A 17,656-nucleotide genomic window follows, 5' to 3' on the forward strand; every position below is an offset into this window, starting at 1 on the left:
CTACGGCTTGCGCGCTTCGTCGTCGCCGGAGGCCGGCGCGGCGCTTTCCTGCTCCTGCTTGTCATCGTCGCCGTCGGCCAGCGGCGCGTTGGCGGTCAGCAGGTAAGGCGACTGCTGCCAGCGGCTGCGGCGGCCCTGCAGCAGGCAGCGCGCCAGGATAATGCCGATGGCCAGCGACAGCAGCATCATCAGCCGCAGCAGGTTGGTGGTGTTATCCACCTGTTTGGCTTCGGTCGCCAGCACGTGGGTATCCAGGGTGATGCGGATAAAACCGCACGGACCGTCTTTGCACTGAATGGCCTCAACCAGCTGATTATTGAAGTAGCCGCCGGCGCGCTTGCCGTCGAGCGACAGGCGATCGCGTACGCTGATGGTTTCCCCGGCGTGGGCGATCAGCGTGCCGTCCAGCTGATAGACGCTGGCGTCCAGGATGCGGCTGTGGTCAGTCATCTGCCTGAGGATGGCGTCGATGCGCTGATTATCAATATCGCTGTCGTCGTCGAGCAGCGGCGCCAGGCTGAAGGCGACCTGTTTCGTCAGGGTCTGCGCCAGATCCTCCACCTGCTCGGAACGCGCCAGCTGATGGCTCAGGCTAAAATAGGAGGCGCCCTGCATCAGTAGCACTAATAACGCCAGACAAATCAGAATGATGGCGGTGCGGTGCAGGCGAAATTTTAGTTTGGCTTTAGCCATACGGCTTCCTTAATCTCAGAGAGAGTTTATGTTGCCAGAAGCCGGCCCGATAGGATAGCTTGGTGGGCTGTTTTATACCCGTGATGCTTCACGTTGCAGGGCGCTGCACCGGCCTGAGCCCGCGCACCGGCATGCCTTCTTCTGCCGCCTTCCTGCAACGCGAATGATTGAGGGTATAGCACGCGTCTTGCCTGTCTTTGCCCGCCGTCACCGCTTTGGTTTCACGCCGTCGCAACGTAGAATCAGGCGGGTATACCCAAGCTGCCCCTTCAGGAGTTAATGATGTCGAATAGTTTGACCTATTGTGACCTCCCGGCCGAGATCTCCCAATGGCCGGGCCTTCCCCTTTCGCTGAGCGGTGACGAAGTGATGCCGCTGGATTATTGGGCGGGCCACACCGGTTGGCTATTGTATGGCAGAGAACTGGATAAGGAGAGCATCACGCAGTTCCAGCGCCGGCTCGGCGCGGCGATGGTGATCGTCACCGCCTGGCGGGTGGAGGATTATCAGGTGGTGCGCCTGGCCGGCACGCTGACGGCGCGCGCCAAAACGCTGGCGGCGGAAAGCGGGCTGGACGTGGCGCCGCTCGGCAAGATCCCGCATCTGCGCACGCCGGGGCTGCTGGTGATGGATATGGATTCCACCGCGATCGAGATCGAGTGCATCGATGAAATCGCCAAGCTGGCGGGCGTCGGCGAGCAGGTGTCTGAAGTGACCGAGCGGGCGATGCGCGGCGAGTTGGATTTTTCCGACAGCCTGCGGCAGCGGGTCGGCACGCTGAAGGGCGCCGATGCCAATATCCTGAAACAGGTGCGCGACAACCTGCCGCTGATGCCGGGGCTGGTTAATCTGGTGCGTAAGCTGCAGGCGCTCGACTGGCACGTTGCCATCGCTTCCGGCGGCTTCACCTACTATGCCGAATACCTGCGCGACACGCTGAAGCTGGTGGCGGTGGCCGCCAATGAGCTGGAAATCCGCGACGGCAAGCTGACCGGCGAGGTGGTGGGGCCGATTGTCGATGCCCAGTACAAGGCCGATACGCTGACGCAGCTGGCGGAAAAGCTGGGCATTGCGCCGCAGCAGACGGTGGCGATCGGCGACGGCGCCAACGATGTGAAAATGATGCAGGCGGCGGGGCTGGGCATCGCCTATCACGCCAAGCCGACGGTGTATGGCCAGGCGCAGGTGGCGATTCGTCATGCCGATCTGATCGGCGTATTATGCGTACTGAGCGGCAGCCTGAAGCACGAAGTGCGCTAATCGCAGCCCGCCGCGCGCGGGCCGCATCATCAGCAAATCAGTATTTTTCAAGAGGTAAGACGTGGCAAAAGCGGCAAAACGGGCGTTTGTATGTAATGAGTGCGGGGCGGATTATCCGCGCTGGCAGGGGCAGTGCAGCGCATGCCAGGCCTGGAATACCATTACCGAGGTTCGTCTGGCCGCCTCGCCCGCCGCGGCGCGCAATGAACGCTTCAGCGGCTATGCCGGCGAGAACGGCGGCGTCAGCAAGGTGCAGCGGCTGTCGGAGATCAGCCTGGAGGAACTGCCGCGTTTTTCCACCGGCTTTCTGGAGTTTGACCGCGTGCTCGGCGGCGGCGTGGTGCCGGGCAGCGCCATTCTGATCGGCGGCAGCCCCGGCGCCGGCAAGAGTACCCTGCTGCTGCAGACGCTGTGCAAACTGTCCGAGCAGATGAAAACGCTGTACGTCACCGGCGAAGAGTCGTTGCAGCAGGTGGCGATGCGTGCGCACCGCCTGGGGCTGCCGACCGGCAACCTGAATATGCTGTCGGAAACCAGCATCGAGCAAATCTGCCTGATCGCCGAGCAGGAGCAGCCGAAGCTGATGGTGATCGACTCGATTCAGGTGATGCATATGGCGGACATCCAGTCCTCGCCGGGCAGCGTGGCGCAGGTGCGCGAAACCGCCGCTTACCTGACGCGCTTTGCCAAAACCCGCGGCGTGGCGATCGTGATGGTCGGTCACGTCACCAAAGACGGCTCGCTGGCCGGGCCGAAGGTGTTGGAGCACTGCATCGACTGTTCGATTCTGCTCGACGGCGACGCCGACTCCCGCTTCCGCACCCTGCGCAGCCACAAGAACCGCTTCGGCGCGGTCAATGAGCTGGGCGTGTTCGCCATGACCGAGCAGGGCCTGCGTGAGGTCAGCAACCCGTCGGCGATTTTCCTCAGCCGTGGCGAGGTGACCTCCGGCAGCTCGGTGATGGTGGTGTGGGAAGGCACGCGGCCGCTGCTGGTGGAGATTCAGGCGCTGGTGGATCACTCGATGATGTCCAACCCGCGCCGCGTGGCGGTGGGGCTGGAGCAGAACCGTCTGGCGATCCTGCTGGCGGTGCTGCACCGTCACGGTGGCCTGCAGATGGCGGATCAGGACGTGTTCGTCAACGTGGTCGGCGGCGTAAAGGTGGCGGAAACCAGCGCCGACCTGGCGCTGCTGCTGTCGCTGGTCTCCAGCCTGCGCGACCGGCCGCTGCCGCAAGATCTGGTGGTGTTCGGCGAAGTGGGGCTGGCCGGTGAAATCCGTCCGGTGCCGAGCGGGCAGGAGCGCATTTCGGAAGCGGCCAAGCACGGCTTTAAGCGCGCCATCGTGCCGCACGCCAACGTGCCGAAAAAGATGCCGGCCAATATGCAGGTGTTCGGCGTGAAAAAGCTGGCGGATGCGCTGGCGGTGCTGGACGAGTTTTAATGGCCGCCGAAATCAGGAATCTGTGCTAACGTGTTTAGCATATTGAACAGGAGGCGTGATGCGGCAATTTGATTATCTGAAAGCGGCGATTAAACAGCAGGGGCGCACACTGCAACAGGTGGCGGACGCCAGCGGTATGACCAAAGGCTACCTTAGCCAGCTGCTTAATGACAAAATCAAGAGCCCCAGCGCGCAGAAGCTGGAGGCGCTGCACCGTTTCCTGGGCCTGGAGTTTCCGCGCCGGGAGAAAAAGGTCGGCGTAGTGTTTGGTAAATTTTACCCGCTGCATACCGGCCATATTTATCTGATCCAGCGCGCCTGCAGCCAGGTGGACGAGCTGCATGTGATTTTGTGTTACGACGAGCCGCGCGACCGCGAGCTGTTTGACAACAGTTCGATGTCGCAGCAGCCGACGGTCAGCGACCGGCTGCGCTGGCTGCTGCAAACCTTCAAGTATCAGAAGAACATCCATATTCACGCGTTCGACGAACAGGGCATCGAACCCTATCCGCACGGCTGGGGCGTGTGGAGCAACGGCATGAAGCAGTTTATGGAACAGCAGGGCATTATGCCGAGCGTGATCTACTCCAGCGAAACGCAGGATGCGCCGCGCTATCGCGAGTATCTGGCGACGGAAACCATTCTGATCGACCCCGAACGTTCGTTTATGAAGATCAGCGGCCGGCAGATCCGTCAGGATCCGTTCCGCTACTGGGAATATATTCCTACCGAAGTGAAGCCGTTCTTTGTGCGCACCGTGGCGATACTGGGCGGCGAATCCAGCGGTAAATCAACGCTGGTCAACAAACTGGCCAATATTTTCAATACCACCAGCGCCTGGGAGTATGGCCGCGATTATGTGTTCTCTCATCTGGGGGGCGACGAGATGGCGCTGCAGTACTCCGACTACGACAAGATTGCCCTGGGGCAGGCGCAGTACGTGGACTTTGCGGTGAAGTACGCCAACAAGGTGGCGTTTATCGATACCGACTTTGTCACCACCCAGGCGTTCTGCAAAAAGTACGAAGGGCGGGAGCACCCCTTTGTGCAGGCGCTGATCGACGAGTACCGCTTTGACCTGGTGATCCTGCTGGAGAACAACACGCCGTGGGTGGCGGACGGCTTGCGCAGCCTGGGCAGCCCCGGCGAACGCAAGGCCTTTCAGGATCTGCTGGAGGCGATGCTGCACGCCAACAACATCGAGTACGTGCGCGTTGAGTCCAGCGACTATGATGAGCGCTTCCTGCGCTGCGTGGAGCTGGTGCAGCAGCTGATGGCGGCGGACGTCGGCCGGGTGAAAAACGTGCCGCAGGCGGGCTGAATTAGCCGATAGTGCGCTCGCCGCAACGGCCGGGCGCGAACTGCGCCATCGTTGACGTAATTACGTTAGGTTTTTCGTCACCGCCAGGACGGTAAAACCATGACGTATCGTTGATGATGGCGAAATACTCCATCTTTGCCTTTGTCTCTTATCTACAATGTCCGCCTTGACGAGACGCGCAGCTGGCGCGGTACGGCGGCGGGGCGTAGTCAGTTGCACCCATAAAAAAGGCCCGCGCTAGCGGGCCTGAGCGAAGAGAAGGGCGCTTATTTGGCGATCTTCTTGTACTTGATGCGGTGCGGCTCCAGCGCGTCGGCGCCCAGCGTACGCTTCTTGTACTCTTCGTATTCGGTAAAGTTGCCTTCGAAGAACTCCACCTTGCCTTCATCCTGATAGTCGATGATGTGGGTGGCGATACGGTCGAGGAACCAGCGGTCGTGCGAGATCACCAGCGCGCAGCCCGGGAACTCCAGCAGGGCGTTTTCCAGCGCGCGCAGGGTTTCGATATCCAGGTCGTTGGTCGGTTCATCGAGCAGCAGCACGTTGCCGCCAACCTGCAGCAGCTTGGCCAGGTGCAGACGGCCGCGTTCACCACCGGACAGTTCGCCGACGTGTTTGCCCTGATCGACGCCCTTGAAGTTAAAGCGGCCGACGTAGGCGCGGCTCGGCATTTCGGTGTTGCCGATGCGCATGATGTCCTGACCGCCGGAGACTTCTTCCCACACGGTTTTCTTGTCGTCCATACTGTCGCGGAACTGATCGACCGAGGCCAGCTTGACGGTGTCGCCCAGCACGATGCTGCCGCTGTCCGGCTGCTCTGCGCCGGAAAGCATGCGGAACAGGGTGGATTTACCGGCGCCGTTCGGGCCGATAATGCCGACGATGGCGCCCTTCGGCAGCGAGAACGACAGATCGTCGATCAGCACGCGGTCGCCGTAGGATTTATGCAGGTTGCTGACTTCGACCACTTTGTCGCCCAGTCGCGCTCCAGGCGGAATGAACAGTTCGTTGGTCTCGTTGCGTTTCTGGTATTCGGTGCTGTTCAGCTCTTCAAAGCGGGCCAGACGGGCCTTGCCTTTTGACTGACGGCCTTTGGCGCCCTGACGCACCCACTCCAGCTCTTTCTCAATGGATTTGCGGCGTGCGGCTTCGGCAGAGGCTTCCTGCGCCAGACGCTCGTCTTTCTGCTCCAGCCAGGAGGAGTAGTTGCCTTCCCACGGGATGCCCTCGCCGCGATCCAGCTCGAGGATCCAGCCGGCGACGTTGTCGAGGAAGTAACGGTCGTGGGTAATCGCCACCACGGTGCCCTCGAAGTCGTGCAGGAAGCGCTCCAGCCAGGCGACGGATTCGGCGTCCAGGTGGTTGGTCGGTTCGTCCAGCAGCAGCATGTCCGGTTTTTCCAGCAGCAGGCGGCACAGCGCCACGCGGCGGCGTTCACCCCCGGACAGATGTTCGATTTTGGCGTCCCATTCCGGCAGGCGCAGCGCATCGGCGGCGCGCTCCAACTGGGCGTTGAGGTTGTGGCCGTCATGCGCCTGGATGATCTCTTCCAGACGGCCCTGTTCGGCGGCCAGCTTGTCGAAGTCGGCGTCTTCTTCCGCGTACAGCGCGTACACTTCGTCCAGACGTTTCAGCGCGCCGACCACTTCTGACAGCGCCTCTTCTACCGACTCGCGTACGGTGTGCTGCAGATTCAGCTGCGGCTCCTGCGGCAGGTAGCCGATTTTGATGCCCGGCTGCGGGCGCGCTTCGCCTTCGATGTCTTTATCGATGCCGGCCATAATGCGCAGCAGGGTGGACTTACCGGCGCCGTTCAGGCCCAGTACGCCGATTTTGGCCCCCGGGAAGAAGCTGAGGGAGATGTTTTTCAGTATATGACGCTTCGGCGGTACTACTTTGCCGACGCGGTGCATGGTATAGACGTATTGAGCCACGTTGCTCGAGCCTCGCTATATCGGTTTACCGTTGAGGGCTTTCAAGAGGCGCGCCGATGGCCGCCGTTTGAAAGCCGCTGGATTTCATTCAGGATGTCTGAGGCGGGAGTGTAGCCCGTTTTTGCATTCGATCCCAGCTATCGTATGACAATCGCCAAGTCTACCCGTCATACTTCAAGCCGCAGGTGCGCTGGCGGTGCTCAGTCAGCTGAATTCCTGACTTGCGTAAGCGCATCGGGATTCACTCCTTTGCCGTCTGCCTGCAACCCGAATGATGTAGGGTATATGATGGCAATGCGCCCGGAAAGGCGCATTTTATGGCAGATTATGGCGTGACGATGATAGAAACGCGGCGGTTTTCGGCGCGGCCCTTCGCGGTGCGGTTATCGGCGACCGGGTCGCGTTTACCCATGCCGCGGGTCTCGATATCGGCGCGCGGAATGCCGACGCTGGCCAGCTGGTCGGCGACGGTGTTGGCGCGGCGCAGCGACAGCTGGTCGTTGTAGCTGTCTTCGCCATAGTTGTCGGTATGGCCGTCCAGGCGGAATTTAACGATATTGACGCTCAGCAGCGCGCGCCCCATTTTCTGCACGGTTTCCGCGCTTTCCGGGCTGAGTTTGCCGACGTTATTGCCGAACAGCACCTTGTCGGACATGCCGAACTCCCAGCCTTTATCGGTCAGCTTAAACCCCTGCGCCTGCAGCAGCGCTATCTGCTCTGCCGTGAGCCCCTGTTTGCTCTGGCAGCCGGCCAGCGCCAGCACGGCGATAAACATCATCGCCAGCAGTGAGAAAGGTCGTGTGAAGCGTTGCTTGATCATAATGATTCCCTGTTTTCCTCTTGATCGGTTGGGGTGGCTATTTCTGGGTCGCCAGCCGCCAACCTCCGTGATAACGATGCTTCGCCTGATACATGGCGTCATCGGCTTCGTGCAGCAACCCCTGAGGCGTTGCCGCATGATCGGGGTAGAAGGCAATGCCAATACTGAGTGAGGCGATCACCTGTTCCTGGTTCGGCAGCGCTACCGGCTGCGCCATACTGCTGATAATTTTGTCGGCGATGTGCGTGACGTCCGCCTGCCGGCGCACCGGCGACAGCAGCACGGCGAACTCATCGCCGCCCAGGCGCGCTACCACGTCGCCGTCGCGCAGCTGGGCGCGGATGCGGCCGGCGATGGCGGTCAGCACCGCGTCGCCTGCGGCGTGGCCGTGGCTGTCGTTGACCTCTTTAAAACGGTCGCCGTCGATAAACAGCACCGCCAGCTTTTCTTCGGCGGCAATGTGGTTCAGGGCATGGCTGAGCCGGCTTTCAAAAAAGGCGCGGTTCGGCAGGCCGGTCAGGCTGTCATGGGTGGCGCGGTGGGTCAGTGAATCATTTTCCTGCTTGAGGTGCGCCTGCCAGGTTTCCAGCTCTTCCAGCAGGCCGTTGAAGTCGTTGCTCAGTTCGTGCAGCTCGGCAATCGGTGCTGACGGCACCCGCTGGCCGAAGCTGCGATCGCTGCGCACCACGTGGGCGACGTTGGCGATATCGTTCAGCGATCGTACGATGCCGCGCAGCATGCGCCGCGACAGGATCAGGGCGCACAGAGTGCTGAGCGCCAGGCAGGCGATAATGCCGGCCAGCCCGCGCAGTAGAAAGCGCAGCAGGCTGCCACCGTGGCCGCTCAGCCAGACTTTGCCGACCTGTTTGCCTTCGTGGGTGATTGGCAGCTCAATGGCTTCCGGCATCGCCCAGCGTGCGACCATCTGCTCCAGAGCGTGCAGCGGGCCGTCTTTGGGATGGCGCCAGTAGGCCAGCAGTCTGCCGTCCTTATTCAGAATCTTGGCTTCCGACACCTCTTCATTGGAGGCGATCAGCATCAGCGCCTCGCGCGCGGCGCTGCGATCGTCAAACACCACCGCGGCTTCCACCGTATAGCTGATGGAGCGGGCGATCAGGTGCAGGTTGTGATTGGCGTAGGCGCGCAGCGCAAACAGGGCGACCAGCGTCAGGAAGATGCCGGCGGTGCCGACGGCGATCAGCGCCAGGCTCAGGTTCATGCGCTGCAGCACCTGGCCCAGCGTCGGCCGTACATGGGCGGCGCGTTTTCTGCGAAATAGCCCCATCATGACGACTCCAGCTTACGCGCCAACTGCAGTACGTTGGGGTGCACGCGCACGCCGCTGCGTGCCAGCGCATCCAGGTTGACTTTAAAACCGATCTGCCCACCGTGCGGTTGCAGACAAAAAGCGCTGCCTGAACTGCACTCTGTATCGTTTTCGCTGATGACGAGCACCGAATGGCCGGCGATGCGCGGGATCAGCGCCTGGCGCTGCGCATTGCTGACTTCGCCGAGGTAGATCACGTCGCACTGCTGCGCCAGTTGGTCGCTGTCGAGCGGCAGGCGCTGGGTTTTAATCGGATGCGGGGCCTGCAGCAGCAGCGGGTTGAACAGGCCGTCGGCGTAGTGTGTTGGCGCGGTGACGCATAAACGGACGGGATTGGGCGGCGTGGGCCAGCGGGTATAGCTGATAATACCCAACACCACGGTGGTGACGGCCTGGGTGCGCGACTGCACCTGCTCGGTATTTTCTGTGGCGCCCCGGCCGGCAAACGACATCAGCAGGAGCAGCCCGAGAACATAGGGACGAGAGAAAAATAAGCTCCGGAAGAAGCCCCTGGCGGTGTGGGTTGCGCTGCCGGCGTGCTTAAATATCTTCATGGGCCAATGTTGCCTGTTCCTGCAGCGTTACCTGAAAAAATAAAGAAAAATCATGGTGAAAAGTGAAAGGTCGCTCACTCTGACGGACATTATATAACCTATAATTTGCGCGGATTGTATTATAATCAGCCGCCGTTGTGCGGTTTATATGGCGTTTTATAAGAATTATCTTACTTGTTTTTGCATGAAGAAAAAACGCGGCCTGCCGCGCAGGCGCTTTTTCGTGCCGTAAAAGCCGTACCGTGTACGTGACGGCGGGCAGAAAGCGGAGCGATTCAGAATAATCAGGTGGTTTCCGCCGCCGTGAACGGACAGGGTAGAAACCTGTTTCGCCTGCGGCCCGCTTGGCGCCGGCAACTTTTGGTGAATGGATAGCGTTTTATGCTGTCTATGATGAGACATAGCGTTCGACGCAGCGCACTTCGCCCGCGGTAAGCGGTTTAAGACAAGACAACCAGCGAGGAAACAATCAGTATGGTCAAGGTGGACAAGTGGCGGCTTCTGGCAATTGGCGTGTGTCTGACGGCTTTCTCGGGCGCGGCGGCGGCTGATTCGCTGGACGCCCAGCGCGAGCGTTATCAGCAGGTCAAACAGGCCTGGGACAATAAGCAAATGGATGTAGTGGCCCAGCTGATGCCGACGCTGCGCGACTATCCGCTTTATCCGTATCTGGAATACCGTCAGCTGACGCAGGATCTTGGCAGCGTCAGCTATCAGCAGGTGGAGACGTTTATTCGCCAGCATCCGACCTTGCCGCCGGCCAAATCGCTGTCGTCGCGCTTTGTCAACGAACTGGCGCGCCGTGAAGACTGGCGCGGCCTGCTGGCCTTCAGCCCGCAGGCGCCGAAACCCATCGCCGCGCGCTGTAACTACTATTATGCCCAGTGGGCGACCGGCGAGCAGCAGGCCGCCTGGCGCGGAGTGAAAGAGATTTGGCAGTCGGGGAAATCGCTGCCGAACGCCTGCGATAAACTGTTCAGCGTCTGGCAGTCGTCCGGCGAGCAAACGCCGCTGGCCACGCTGGAGCGCATGAAACTGGCGCTGAAAGAGGGCAACGGCGGGCTGGTGACGCACCTGTCGCGGCAGCTGCCGTCGGACTATCAGACCATGGGCGATGCGCTGGTGAGTCTGCAAAACGATCCGGCCAGCGTGGAAGGGTTTGCGCGCAGCGCCGGCCCGACCGACTTTACCCGCTCGGTCACCCAGATCGCCTTTACCCGCCTGGCGCGTCAGGACGCGGAGAACGCGCGCGCGATGATTCCGACGCTGGCACGTCTGCAAAAAATGAGCGAGAGCGACCGGCTGGCGCTGGAGGAGGCGGTGGCATGGCGCCTGATGGGCAACGATGCGACCGACGAGCAGGCGCAGTGGCGCGACAGCGTGATCCTGCGCAGCCAGTCGCCGTCGCTGCTGGAAAGGCGGGTGCGCATGGCGCTCGGCACCGGCGACCGCGCCGGGCTGAAAACCTGGCTGGCGCGTCTGCCGGAAGAGTCGCGTAATAAAGACGAATGGCGCTACTGGCGCGCCGCGATGCTGATGGATGAGGGCAACCGTCAGCAAGGCGAAGAGATGCTGCGCCGCCTGATGAATGAGCGCGGTTTCTATCCGATGGTGGCCGCGCAGAAGCTGAATGTAAGCTATCCGATCATGGTGGCGGTGGCGGCCACGCCGCGCACCTCGCTGGTGAGCGGCCCGGAAGTCGCGCGGGTGCGCGAACTGATGTACTGGAATATGGATAACCTGGCGCGCGGTGAGTGGAACGCCTACGTGGCCAGCCGCAGCCAGCCGGAGCAGGAAGCGCTGGCGCGTTACGCGTTCGAGCAGAAGTGGGCCGATCTGAGCGTGCAGGCGACCATTGTCGGTAAGCTGTGGAACCACCTGGAAGAGCGTTTCCCTATCGCCTGGCCGGATGAATACCGCCGCGCCACCGACGGGAAAGGCATCACGCAGAGCTATGCGATGGCGATTTCCCGTCAGGAGAGCGCCTGGAACCCGAAGGCGCAGTCGCCGGTCGGGGCGGCGGGGCTGATGCAGGTGATGCCGCGCACCGCGCAGCACACGGTGCAGAAGTTCGGCATTCCGGGTTACAGCAGCGCCAGCCAGCTGTTCGATCCGCAGACCAACATTACCATCGGCACCAGCTATCTGGAGTCGGTGTTCCAGCAGTTTGACCGCAACCGCATTTTGTCGTCGGCGGCGTATAACGCCGGTCCGTCGCGGGTGAACACCTGGCTGGGCAACAGCGGCGGGCGGATTGACGCGGTGGCGTTTATCGAGAGCATTCCGTTCTCGGAAACGCGCGGCTATGTGAAGAACGTGCTGGCCTATGACGCGTTTTATCGCTATTTCATGCATCAGCCGTCCAACGTGTTGACCGATGCGGAATGGCAGCGGCGTTATTGATTTACGGGGCGTTATGGTATGCTGCTGTACTAGTCAAATAGTATGGTGGCCGCCATGACGCAATTATCACTCAACGATCCTGCTCTTTCAGAACAAGGCAATGAAGACTGGCAGCGTTTTGTCGCGCTGTTGCAGGGTTCCTTCGATCGGGATCTGCACCAACCGTTGATGCAGCTGCTGCTGACGCCGGACGAGCGCGCCGCCCTCGGCACGCGCGTGCGGATTATCCAGGAGCTGATGCGCGGCGAGATGAGCCAGCGTGAGCTGAAAAATGAGCTGGGCGCCGGGATTGCGACCATTACCCGCGGCTCCAACAGCCTGAAGGCGGCGCCGCCGGCGCTGAAGCAGTGGCTGGAGCAACAGCTGCTGAGCGACGCCTCATAGCGCCGTCCGCTTAGCGTGGCTGGGAATGCTGATAAATCGGGTTGATGAACGGCGCCAGCGCCAGCAGCAGCGCCTGATGGTAAACGCTGGTGCGGCTCAGCCGCCCGTGGGTGAAGATGGCGATGGCGCCGCCCTGGCGCTTGATATCGGCGTTGCCGGTGATGGCCGCCATCTCGCTGCCCAGTTCGCGTCCGGCGTGGATCCCCTGCAGCACCGCCGCCGGCAGCATCAGGCTGGCGGAACGCGATTCGCCGCGTCCCTGCGGATTTTCGATGGTTATCCAGGCGAAGGTCATCGCGTCTTCAATTCCCGCTTCCACCCCGACCCAAAAGTCGGCCTCCGGGCGTGCCTGACGCGCTTCCATCACGCGTTGGCGCGCGCCGGTGCGGGTTTCAGCATTGCCGATGGGTTGCACGGACACGCCGCTGGCGACGTCGACGGGTTCGATGTGGCATTGGCCGGCGCCGTAGGTGTCGTCAAAGGCCTGTTGAATAGCCTTGATCTTTGCCGGGTTGGTAGTTGCAGCAACAACGTGGTACATAACGGGTCTGGCATCCTTATGCTAAGAGCCTATTCTACGCACGGTCGCGCGCACACGCGGTCCCTGAAAGATAAACTCAAGTTTCACGCAGTATAACGGAAAAGAAAAATGTTACAGGTATACCTTGTTCGCCACGGCGAAACGGAATGGAATGCGGAACGCCGCATTCAGGGTCAGTCCGACAGCCCGTTAACCGCAATGGGCGAACATCAGGCGCAGCTGGTCGCCAAGCGCGTCAGCCGCGAAGGCATCACGCATGTGATTACCAGTGATTTGGGGCGCACCCGCCGCACCGCGCAGATTATTGCCGACGCCTGCGGCTGTGAGGTGATTGCTGAACCGCGTCTGCGCGAGCTGCACATGGGAGTGTTGGAAGAGCGTCTTATCGACGGCCTGACGCCGCAGGAAGAGCAATGGCGCAAACAGATGGTCGACGGCACGCCTGACGCCCGTATCCCTCAGGGTGAATCAATGAGCGAACTGTCGGAGCGGATGCGCGCGGCGCTGGAGAGCTGCCTGATGCTGCCGGAAGGCAGTAAACCGCTGATCGTCAGCCACGGTATCGCGCTTGGCTGCCTGATAGGCACCATTCTGGGGCTGCCGGCGCATGCAGAACGTCGTCTGCGTCTGCGCAACTGTTCGCTGTCGCGCGTTGACCATCAGCAGAGCCCGTGGCTGGCCTCCGGCTGGATCGTGGAAACGGCGGGCGATGTATCACACCTCGACATGCCCGCGTTGGACGAACTGCAGCGTTAACGGCGAATCGGGATCAGGTATTCGCAGTTGATCTCGGTCGGCGGCTGCGGCGGCAGACGGCTGCCCTTCGGGTGGAAACGCTCGATGTCGTAGCCTCTGCGGCGCGTCAGCTCCAGCAGCGGCAGGCAGGTGCCGTATAACGTCAGGATGAAATCCTGCAGGCCGGCGCTCGGACCTTCGTAGCGGAACAGCGCGTATTCGCCGCCCTGCAGCGTGATCGGTTGCCCTTCGCTGACGGTGTCGGGCACGTGATGCGGCTCCAGCGCGGTGGTGTACAGCACCTCCTGCTCATCGTCCTTCTCCTGGCTCGGGCGGGAGTGGTGCAGGCCGTACAGCACCGGCGGCAGCGTGGTCGCCTCGCCCAGATAGTGACGCCAGAACTGGGTGCGCAGCTCGGTGCGGAAGTTGGAAATCTGCTCCAGCGTACAGGAGTAGCTCTGCGTCAGGCCGATCATCTGCTGTTCCGGTAGGGTGACGAACTCCGGCTGCGGCAGCGTGAAGGCCCCCAGACGGATCGGCGGACAGATGCCGAACGCGTTCCAGTCTTCGGCCCGGCGATACAACGCAGGCGTCTGGGCGAATTGTTTTTTGAATGCTCGGGTGAAGGTCTGTTGCGAGTCAAAGCGGTATTGCAGGGCGATATCCAGTATTGGGCGGCTGGTCAAGCGCAGCGCGACTGCCGCTTTCGACAGTCTTCTTGCCCGGATATAAGCGCCGATGGCGTTACCGGTAATATCTTTGAACATCCGTTGCAGATGCCATTTCGAATATCCCGCCTTGGCAGCCACGTTATCCAGCGCCAACGGTTGGTCCAAATGGCTTTCCAGCCAGCTAAGCAGATCACGAATGATACCGGCTTGATCCATAGATCGTCCTCGTAGAGCTTTGGGGTCGGAACCCGGGTATGTTAAGTCATTACGCGGGTGCTGGTGATCAACGGCGAGTTCCCTGCCGTTAAATCCCGGTCTACTTCAAGCTGTATCATGACGGCGTCTGGTCACGCCTTGTCACACGTTCGGCGCTGTGCCGGCGAGCGGGCCGTAGCCTGATACAAGTCGAATAATTTTGGCATGCGTTGCGCGCTTGGCCTCGGGAGTGTCGTGGTGCATAAAACGCTGAGGCTGAGGGCATCTTCGCAGGCGCAAAGAAATGACGCCGCCGCATAATAACAATTTTTTTCCTCTGAGACTCTCAAAGATTTTTTTCACGCTCTGTGCTACAAAGGCGGAGCGTGATGGAGGGAGCTTATTTTTTTCTTCCAATGCATAAATAAAACTAATAATAATGGTTGGCGTATCGTTTGGGATTTTTCGGAGTTAACTAGATGAAAAAATTATGGATATTATTGTTCTGCCTGGCCGGCGTCACGGCCAATAGCGCACAGGCTGAACAGATTGGCTCGGTGGATACCGTGTTTAAACTGTTTGGTCCGGACCACAAGATTGTGGTTGAGGCGTTCGACGATCCGGACGTTAAAAATGTAACTTGTTATATCAGCCGCGCCAAGACCGGCGGCATTAAAGGCGGACTGGGGCTGGCGGAAGATACCGCAGACGCGGCGATTTCCTGCTCACAGGTCGGGCCGATCGAACTGAGCGACAAGATTAAAAACGGCAAGAACAAGGGCAGCGTGGTGTTCCAGAAACGCACGTCGCTGGTGTTCAAAAAGCTGCAGGTGGTGCGCTTCTACGACGCAACGCGTAATGCGTTGGTTTATCTGACCTATTCGGACAAGGTGGTGGACGGTTCGCCGAAAAACGCCATCAGCGCCGTGCCGATTATTCCCTGGAATGCCGCGCGCTAATCATGCAAAAGGGGGGACAGCAGGCTGGCCCCTCTTATGTTGCCGCCGGTAAGAATTACTCTTCTAGCTCGCCGCAGAAGCGGTAACCTTCGCCGTGAATGGTGGCGATGATTTCCGGCGTATCCGGCGTAGATTCGAAGTGCTTGCGGATGCGGCGGATGGTCACATCGACGGTACGGTCGTGCGGCTTCAGCTCGCGACCGGTCATTTTCTTCAGCAGTTCGCCGCGCGACTGGATCTTGCCCGGGTTTTCGCAGAAGTGCAGCATGGCGCGGAATTCGCTGCGCGGCAGCTTGTACTGTTCGCCGTTCGGGCCAATCAGCGAGCGGCTGTTGATATCCAGCTCCCAGCCGTTGAACTTGTAGCTTTCAACCTGCTTGCGCTCTTCGCCGACGCTGCCCAGGTTCATGGTGCGTGACAGCAGGTTGCGCGCGCGGATGGTCAGTTCGCGCGGGTTGAACGGTTTGGTGATATAGTCGTCAGCGCCGATTTCGAGGCCAAGGATCTTGTCCACTTCGTTATCGCGCCCGGTCAGGAACATCAGGGCGACGCTGACCTGTTCACGCAGCTCGCGCGCCAGCAGCAGGCCGTTTTTACCCGGCAGGTTGATATCCATGATGACCAGATTAACGTCATTTTCGGACAGGATGTTGTGCATCTCTGCACCATCATTGGCTTCATGCACGATGTAGCCTTCCGCCTCGAAGATGCTCTTCAGGGTGTTACGAGTGACTAACTCGTCTTCGACAATCAGAATTTGCGGGGTCTGCATATTTGCTACCTAAAATTGCCAACAAAATAGAAAACAGGAAGTACAGAAGTCTTTGTTTTCTCAGAGGAGGGCGGAGATATCGCCACGTTCCCTCATGCCAAATGACTAAAGTACGGAAACTCGTTCTTGATGCACTTTCCATCTTAATGTCAACAAGATCGCTAGCTTGGTGGGGATGCTATTCCCTTTAACCCCAAGGGTGCCAAAACGGCGCATATCCTAACCCTATTAACAGCAATATAACAGTAGATGCCGAATTCATCACCCAACAAAACTACGCTTTGTTGACATATATCAAATTCAATTGTAGCACGTTAACAGATTTGTGAAAAACACTTACAGAACTGCCAGCTTAAGTCGCCATAGGGTAAATTCTGTGAACGATTCAGCATTGCTGACGTCGATAGGTTACAATTTTCGAATGATTGGCCGTGAGTCGTGAATAACGCTTTGATAATTAAGTTCGCCAAGAAATAAATTATATTTATATAGATTACATTAAATTTATTTACTCAATTGCCCGTTTTGTTATCTCACAATTAAATGTTGGTGTTTTTGTTGCTAGATTGTAAAGATTCTGGCGGCAGTGAAAACAAAACGCGTGATGCCGTTTAACGCCGTGGAGTACTATGCAGTTACATATCATTTTGGTGGCGCCGGCGCGGCCGGAAAATGTCGGCGCCGCAGCGCGTGCGATGAAAACCATGGGCTTTAGCTCGCTGCGCATCGTCGACAGCGATGCGCATCTGCAGCCGGCGGCCCGCTGGGTGGCGCACGGCGCCGGTGAGATCCTGGATGCGACGCAGCGCTTTGCCACGCTGGAGCAGGCGCTGGCGGATGTCGACTTCACCGTCGCCACCACCGCGCGCAGCCGCGCACGTTTCCACTACTACAGCACGCCGCAGGAACTGCTTGGCCAGTTGGAAGAGCGCCGGCAGTGGTGCGGGCAGGCGGCGCTGGTGTTCGGCCGGGAAGATTCCGGGCTGACCAATGAGGAGCTGGCGCTGGCCGATCTGCTGACGGGCGTGCCGATGCAGGCTGATTACCCTTCGCTGAATCTGGGGCAGGCGGTGATGGTGTACTGCTACCAGCTGTCCGCGCTGATGAACGTCGCGGCGCCGGCGCCGGAAGCCGCCGCCGACCCGGGTCAGCTGCAGGCGCTGCGCCAGCGCGCCGAGCGGTTGTTGCATCATCTGGCGGTTGAAGATGACCAAAAGCTGCGCGACTGGCTGCAGCAGCGGCTGGGGTCGCTGCCGCGTCGCGATACGATGATGTTGCATACATTGTTACACGATATTGAAAAAAAACTGACGAAGTGAAGGCCGGTGAATACGCGGATTGTTTAGCGCGATCGTCTGCATAATTGCCGCATTACTGTTTTTTTATGCTGCAATTTTGCCTTTTTGTCCGTTCCATCTCCCAATTTGCCGTCTGGACGGAAAATGAGCAAAAACAAGAAATAGTTTGACTTGGGGTAGGGATTGCTTTAACCAATAGAGGGGACAGAGGATTAAATGAGACAGACAGACGTTATGCGAAACATCAGCCTGAACACCACAATTATTACCACCACCGATACCACAGGTAACGGGGCGGGCTGACGCGTACAGGAAACAAGAAGAAAAAAGCCCGCACCTTAGCAG

General features: G+C 59.8%; 17 protein-coding genes and 1 other annotated feature (1 of these 18 only partly in view). Of the genes, 9 read left to right on the forward strand and 8 right to left on the reverse strand.

All coding sequences use genetic code 11. The annotated features are described in order from the left end of the window. Window positions 1–693, reverse strand: a complete 693-nt coding sequence (locus tag D781_RS02950) for a YtjB family periplasmic protein (RefSeq protein ID WP_015670822.1) — start codon at window positions 691–693, stop codon at window positions 1–3. A 282-nt stretch (window positions 694–975) separates the two neighbouring features. On the opposite strand from D781_RS02950, the gene serB reads away from it, so the two are divergent. The 3 genes from serB (at window position 976) to nadR (ending at window position 4,718) form a co-directional block, all read left to right on the forward strand. Further along, window positions 976–1,953 (forward strand): phosphoserine phosphatase, encoded by a 978-nt coding sequence (gene serB / locus D781_RS02955; RefSeq protein WP_015670823.1) that lies wholly within the window; start codon window positions 976–978, stop codon window positions 1,951–1,953. 61 nt (window positions 1,954–2,014) lie between these two features. Beyond that, complete coding sequence (radA, locus tag D781_RS02960; protein ID WP_015670824.1) at window positions 2,015–3,397, forward strand: DNA repair protein RadA; 1,383 nt, start codon at window positions 2,015–2,017, stop codon at window positions 3,395–3,397. 58 nt (window positions 3,398–3,455) lie between these two features. Beyond that, window positions 3,456–4,718, forward strand: coding sequence for a multifunctional transcriptional regulator/nicotinamide-nucleotide adenylyltransferase/ribosylnicotinamide kinase NadR (gene nadR, locus D781_RS02965; RefSeq protein WP_015670825.1), 1,263 nt, complete (start codon window positions 3,456–3,458; stop codon window positions 4,716–4,718). A gap of 266 nt (window positions 4,719–4,984) precedes the next feature. Here the strand turns inward: nadR and ettA are convergent, their stop codons facing one another. From ettA to D781_RS02985, 4 genes are all read right to left on the reverse strand, one after another. After that, on the reverse strand, window positions 4,985–6,652 hold the full coding sequence (gene ettA / locus D781_RS02970; protein WP_015670827.1) for an energy-dependent translational throttle protein EttA: 1,668 nt from the start codon (window positions 6,650–6,652) through the stop codon (window positions 4,985–4,987). Window positions 6,653–6,977: 325 nt separating this feature from the next. Then, on the reverse strand, window positions 6,978–7,472 hold the full coding sequence (locus tag D781_RS02975; protein WP_015670828.1) for an OmpA family protein: 495 nt from the start codon (window positions 7,470–7,472) through the stop codon (window positions 6,978–6,980). A 37-nt stretch (window positions 7,473–7,509) separates the two neighbouring features. Further along, window positions 7,510–8,757, reverse strand: coding sequence for a diguanylate cyclase (locus D781_RS02980; protein ID WP_041411709.1), 1,248 nt, complete (start codon window positions 8,755–8,757; stop codon window positions 7,510–7,512). Further along, on the reverse strand, window positions 8,757–9,353 hold the full coding sequence (locus D781_RS02985; protein WP_015670830.1) for a YfiR family protein: 597 nt from the start codon (window positions 9,351–9,353) through the stop codon (window positions 8,757–8,759). The genes D781_RS02980 and D781_RS02985 overlap by 1 nt, the downstream gene beginning before the upstream one ends. Window positions 9,354–9,836: 483 nt before the next feature. Here D781_RS02985 and sltY point away from each other — a divergent pair, with 483 nt between their 5' ends. Together sltY and trpR are read left to right on the forward strand one after the other, a co-directional pair. After that, window positions 9,837–11,756, forward strand: a complete 1,920-nt coding sequence (sltY, locus tag D781_RS02990; protein WP_102024998.1) for a murein transglycosylase — start codon at window positions 9,837–9,839, stop codon at window positions 11,754–11,756. Window positions 11,757–11,810: 54 nt separating this feature from the next. Further along, window positions 11,811–12,140, forward strand: a complete 330-nt coding sequence (gene trpR / locus D781_RS02995) for a trp operon repressor (RefSeq protein WP_015670832.1) — start codon at window positions 11,811–11,813, stop codon at window positions 12,138–12,140. Between the two features lie 10 nt (window positions 12,141–12,150). On the opposite strand, the gene yjjX is transcribed toward trpR, so the two are convergent. Further along, window positions 12,151–12,681: an inosine/xanthosine triphosphatase gene (gene yjjX, locus D781_RS03000; RefSeq protein ID WP_015670833.1), complete on the reverse strand. Its 531-nt coding sequence runs from the start codon at window positions 12,679–12,681 to the stop codon at window positions 12,151–12,153. Between the two features lie 108 nt (window positions 12,682–12,789). On the opposite strand from yjjX, the gene gpmB reads away from it, so the two are divergent. Next, on the forward strand, window positions 12,790–13,437 hold the full coding sequence (gene gpmB / locus D781_RS03005; protein ID WP_015670834.1) for a 2,3-diphosphoglycerate-dependent phosphoglycerate mutase GpmB: 648 nt from the start codon (window positions 12,790–12,792) through the stop codon (window positions 13,435–13,437). Here the strand turns inward: gpmB and robA are convergent. Beyond that, window positions 13,434–14,303, reverse strand: coding sequence for an MDR efflux pump AcrAB transcriptional activator RobA (robA, locus tag D781_RS03010; RefSeq protein WP_015670835.1), 870 nt, complete (start codon window positions 14,301–14,303; stop codon window positions 13,434–13,436). The genes gpmB and robA overlap by 4 nt on opposite strands. A 458-nt stretch (window positions 14,304–14,761) precedes the next feature. Here robA and creA point away from each other — a divergent pair, with 458 nt between their 5' ends. Continuing rightward, window positions 14,762–15,241, forward strand: coding sequence for a protein CreA (gene creA / locus D781_RS03015; RefSeq protein ID WP_015670836.1), 480 nt, complete (start codon window positions 14,762–14,764; stop codon window positions 15,239–15,241). A gap of 55 nt (window positions 15,242–15,296) precedes the next feature. Here creA and arcA read toward each other — a convergent pair whose 3' ends face one another. Continuing rightward, window positions 15,297–16,013 (reverse strand): two-component system response regulator ArcA, encoded by a 717-nt coding sequence (gene arcA / locus D781_RS03020; RefSeq protein WP_015670837.1) that lies wholly within the window; start codon window positions 16,011–16,013, stop codon window positions 15,297–15,299. 629 nt (window positions 16,014–16,642) lie between these two features. On the opposite strand from arcA, the gene D781_RS03025 reads away from it, so the two are divergent. Together D781_RS03025 and thrL are read left to right on the forward strand one after the other, a co-directional pair. Beyond that, complete coding sequence (locus D781_RS03025) at window positions 16,643–17,332, forward strand: tRNA/rRNA methyltransferase (RefSeq protein ID WP_015670838.1); 690 nt, start codon at window positions 16,643–16,645, stop codon at window positions 17,330–17,332. 213 nt (window positions 17,333–17,545) lie between these two features. Then, window positions 17,546–17,614, forward strand: coding sequence for a thr operon leader peptide (gene thrL, locus D781_RS22465; protein ID WP_071998276.1), 69 nt, complete (start codon window positions 17,546–17,548; stop codon window positions 17,612–17,614). After that, window positions 17,553–17,656: a sequence feature (Thr leader region), on the forward strand (it continues 16 nt past the right edge of the window). It overlaps the preceding gene by 62 nt.

This window comes from Serratia sp. FGI94, assembly GCF_000330865.1.
GTDB lineage: Bacteria > Pseudomonadota > Gammaproteobacteria > Enterobacterales > Enterobacteriaceae > Serratia_B > Serratia_B rubidaea.

Coding starts and splice junctions, on each gene's coding strand:
- trpR (WP_015670832.1), top strand. CDS start 11,811: ATGACGCAATTATCACTCAACGATCCTGCTCTTTCAGAACAAGGCAAT.
- serB (WP_015670823.1), top strand. CDS start 976: ATGTCGAATAGTTTGACCTATTGTGACCTCCCGGCCGAGATCTCCCAA.
- D781_RS03025 (WP_015670838.1), top strand. CDS start 16,643: ATGCAGTTACATATCATTTTGGTGGCGCCGGCGCGGCCGGAAAATGTC.
- yjjX (WP_015670833.1), bottom strand. CDS start 12,681: ATGTACCACGTTGTTGCTGCAACTACCAACCCGGCAAAGATCAAGGCT.
- nadR (WP_015670825.1), top strand. CDS start 3,456: ATGCGGCAATTTGATTATCTGAAAGCGGCGATTAAACAGCAGGGGCGC.
- robA (WP_015670835.1), bottom strand. CDS start 14,303: ATGGATCAAGCCGGTATCATTCGTGATCTGCTTAGCTGGCTGGAAAGC.
- creA (WP_015670836.1), top strand. CDS start 14,762: ATGAAAAAATTATGGATATTATTGTTCTGCCTGGCCGGCGTCACGGCC.
- gpmB (WP_015670834.1), top strand. CDS start 12,790: ATGTTACAGGTATACCTTGTTCGCCACGGCGAAACGGAATGGAATGCG.
- D781_RS02950 (WP_015670822.1), bottom strand. CDS start 693: ATGGCTAAAGCCAAACTAAAATTTCGCCTGCACCGCACCGCCATCATT.
- arcA (WP_015670837.1), bottom strand. CDS start 16,013: ATGCAGACCCCGCAAATTCTGATTGTCGAAGACGAGTTAGTCACTCGT.
- D781_RS02985 (WP_015670830.1), bottom strand. CDS start 9,353: ATGAAGATATTTAAGCACGCCGGCAGCGCAACCCACACCGCCAGGGGC.
- D781_RS02980 (WP_041411709.1), bottom strand. CDS start 8,757: ATGGGGCTATTTCGCAGAAAACGCGCCGCCCATGTACGGCCGACGCTG.
- D781_RS02975 (WP_015670828.1), bottom strand. CDS start 7,472: ATGATCAAGCAACGCTTCACACGACCTTTCTCACTGCTGGCGATGATG.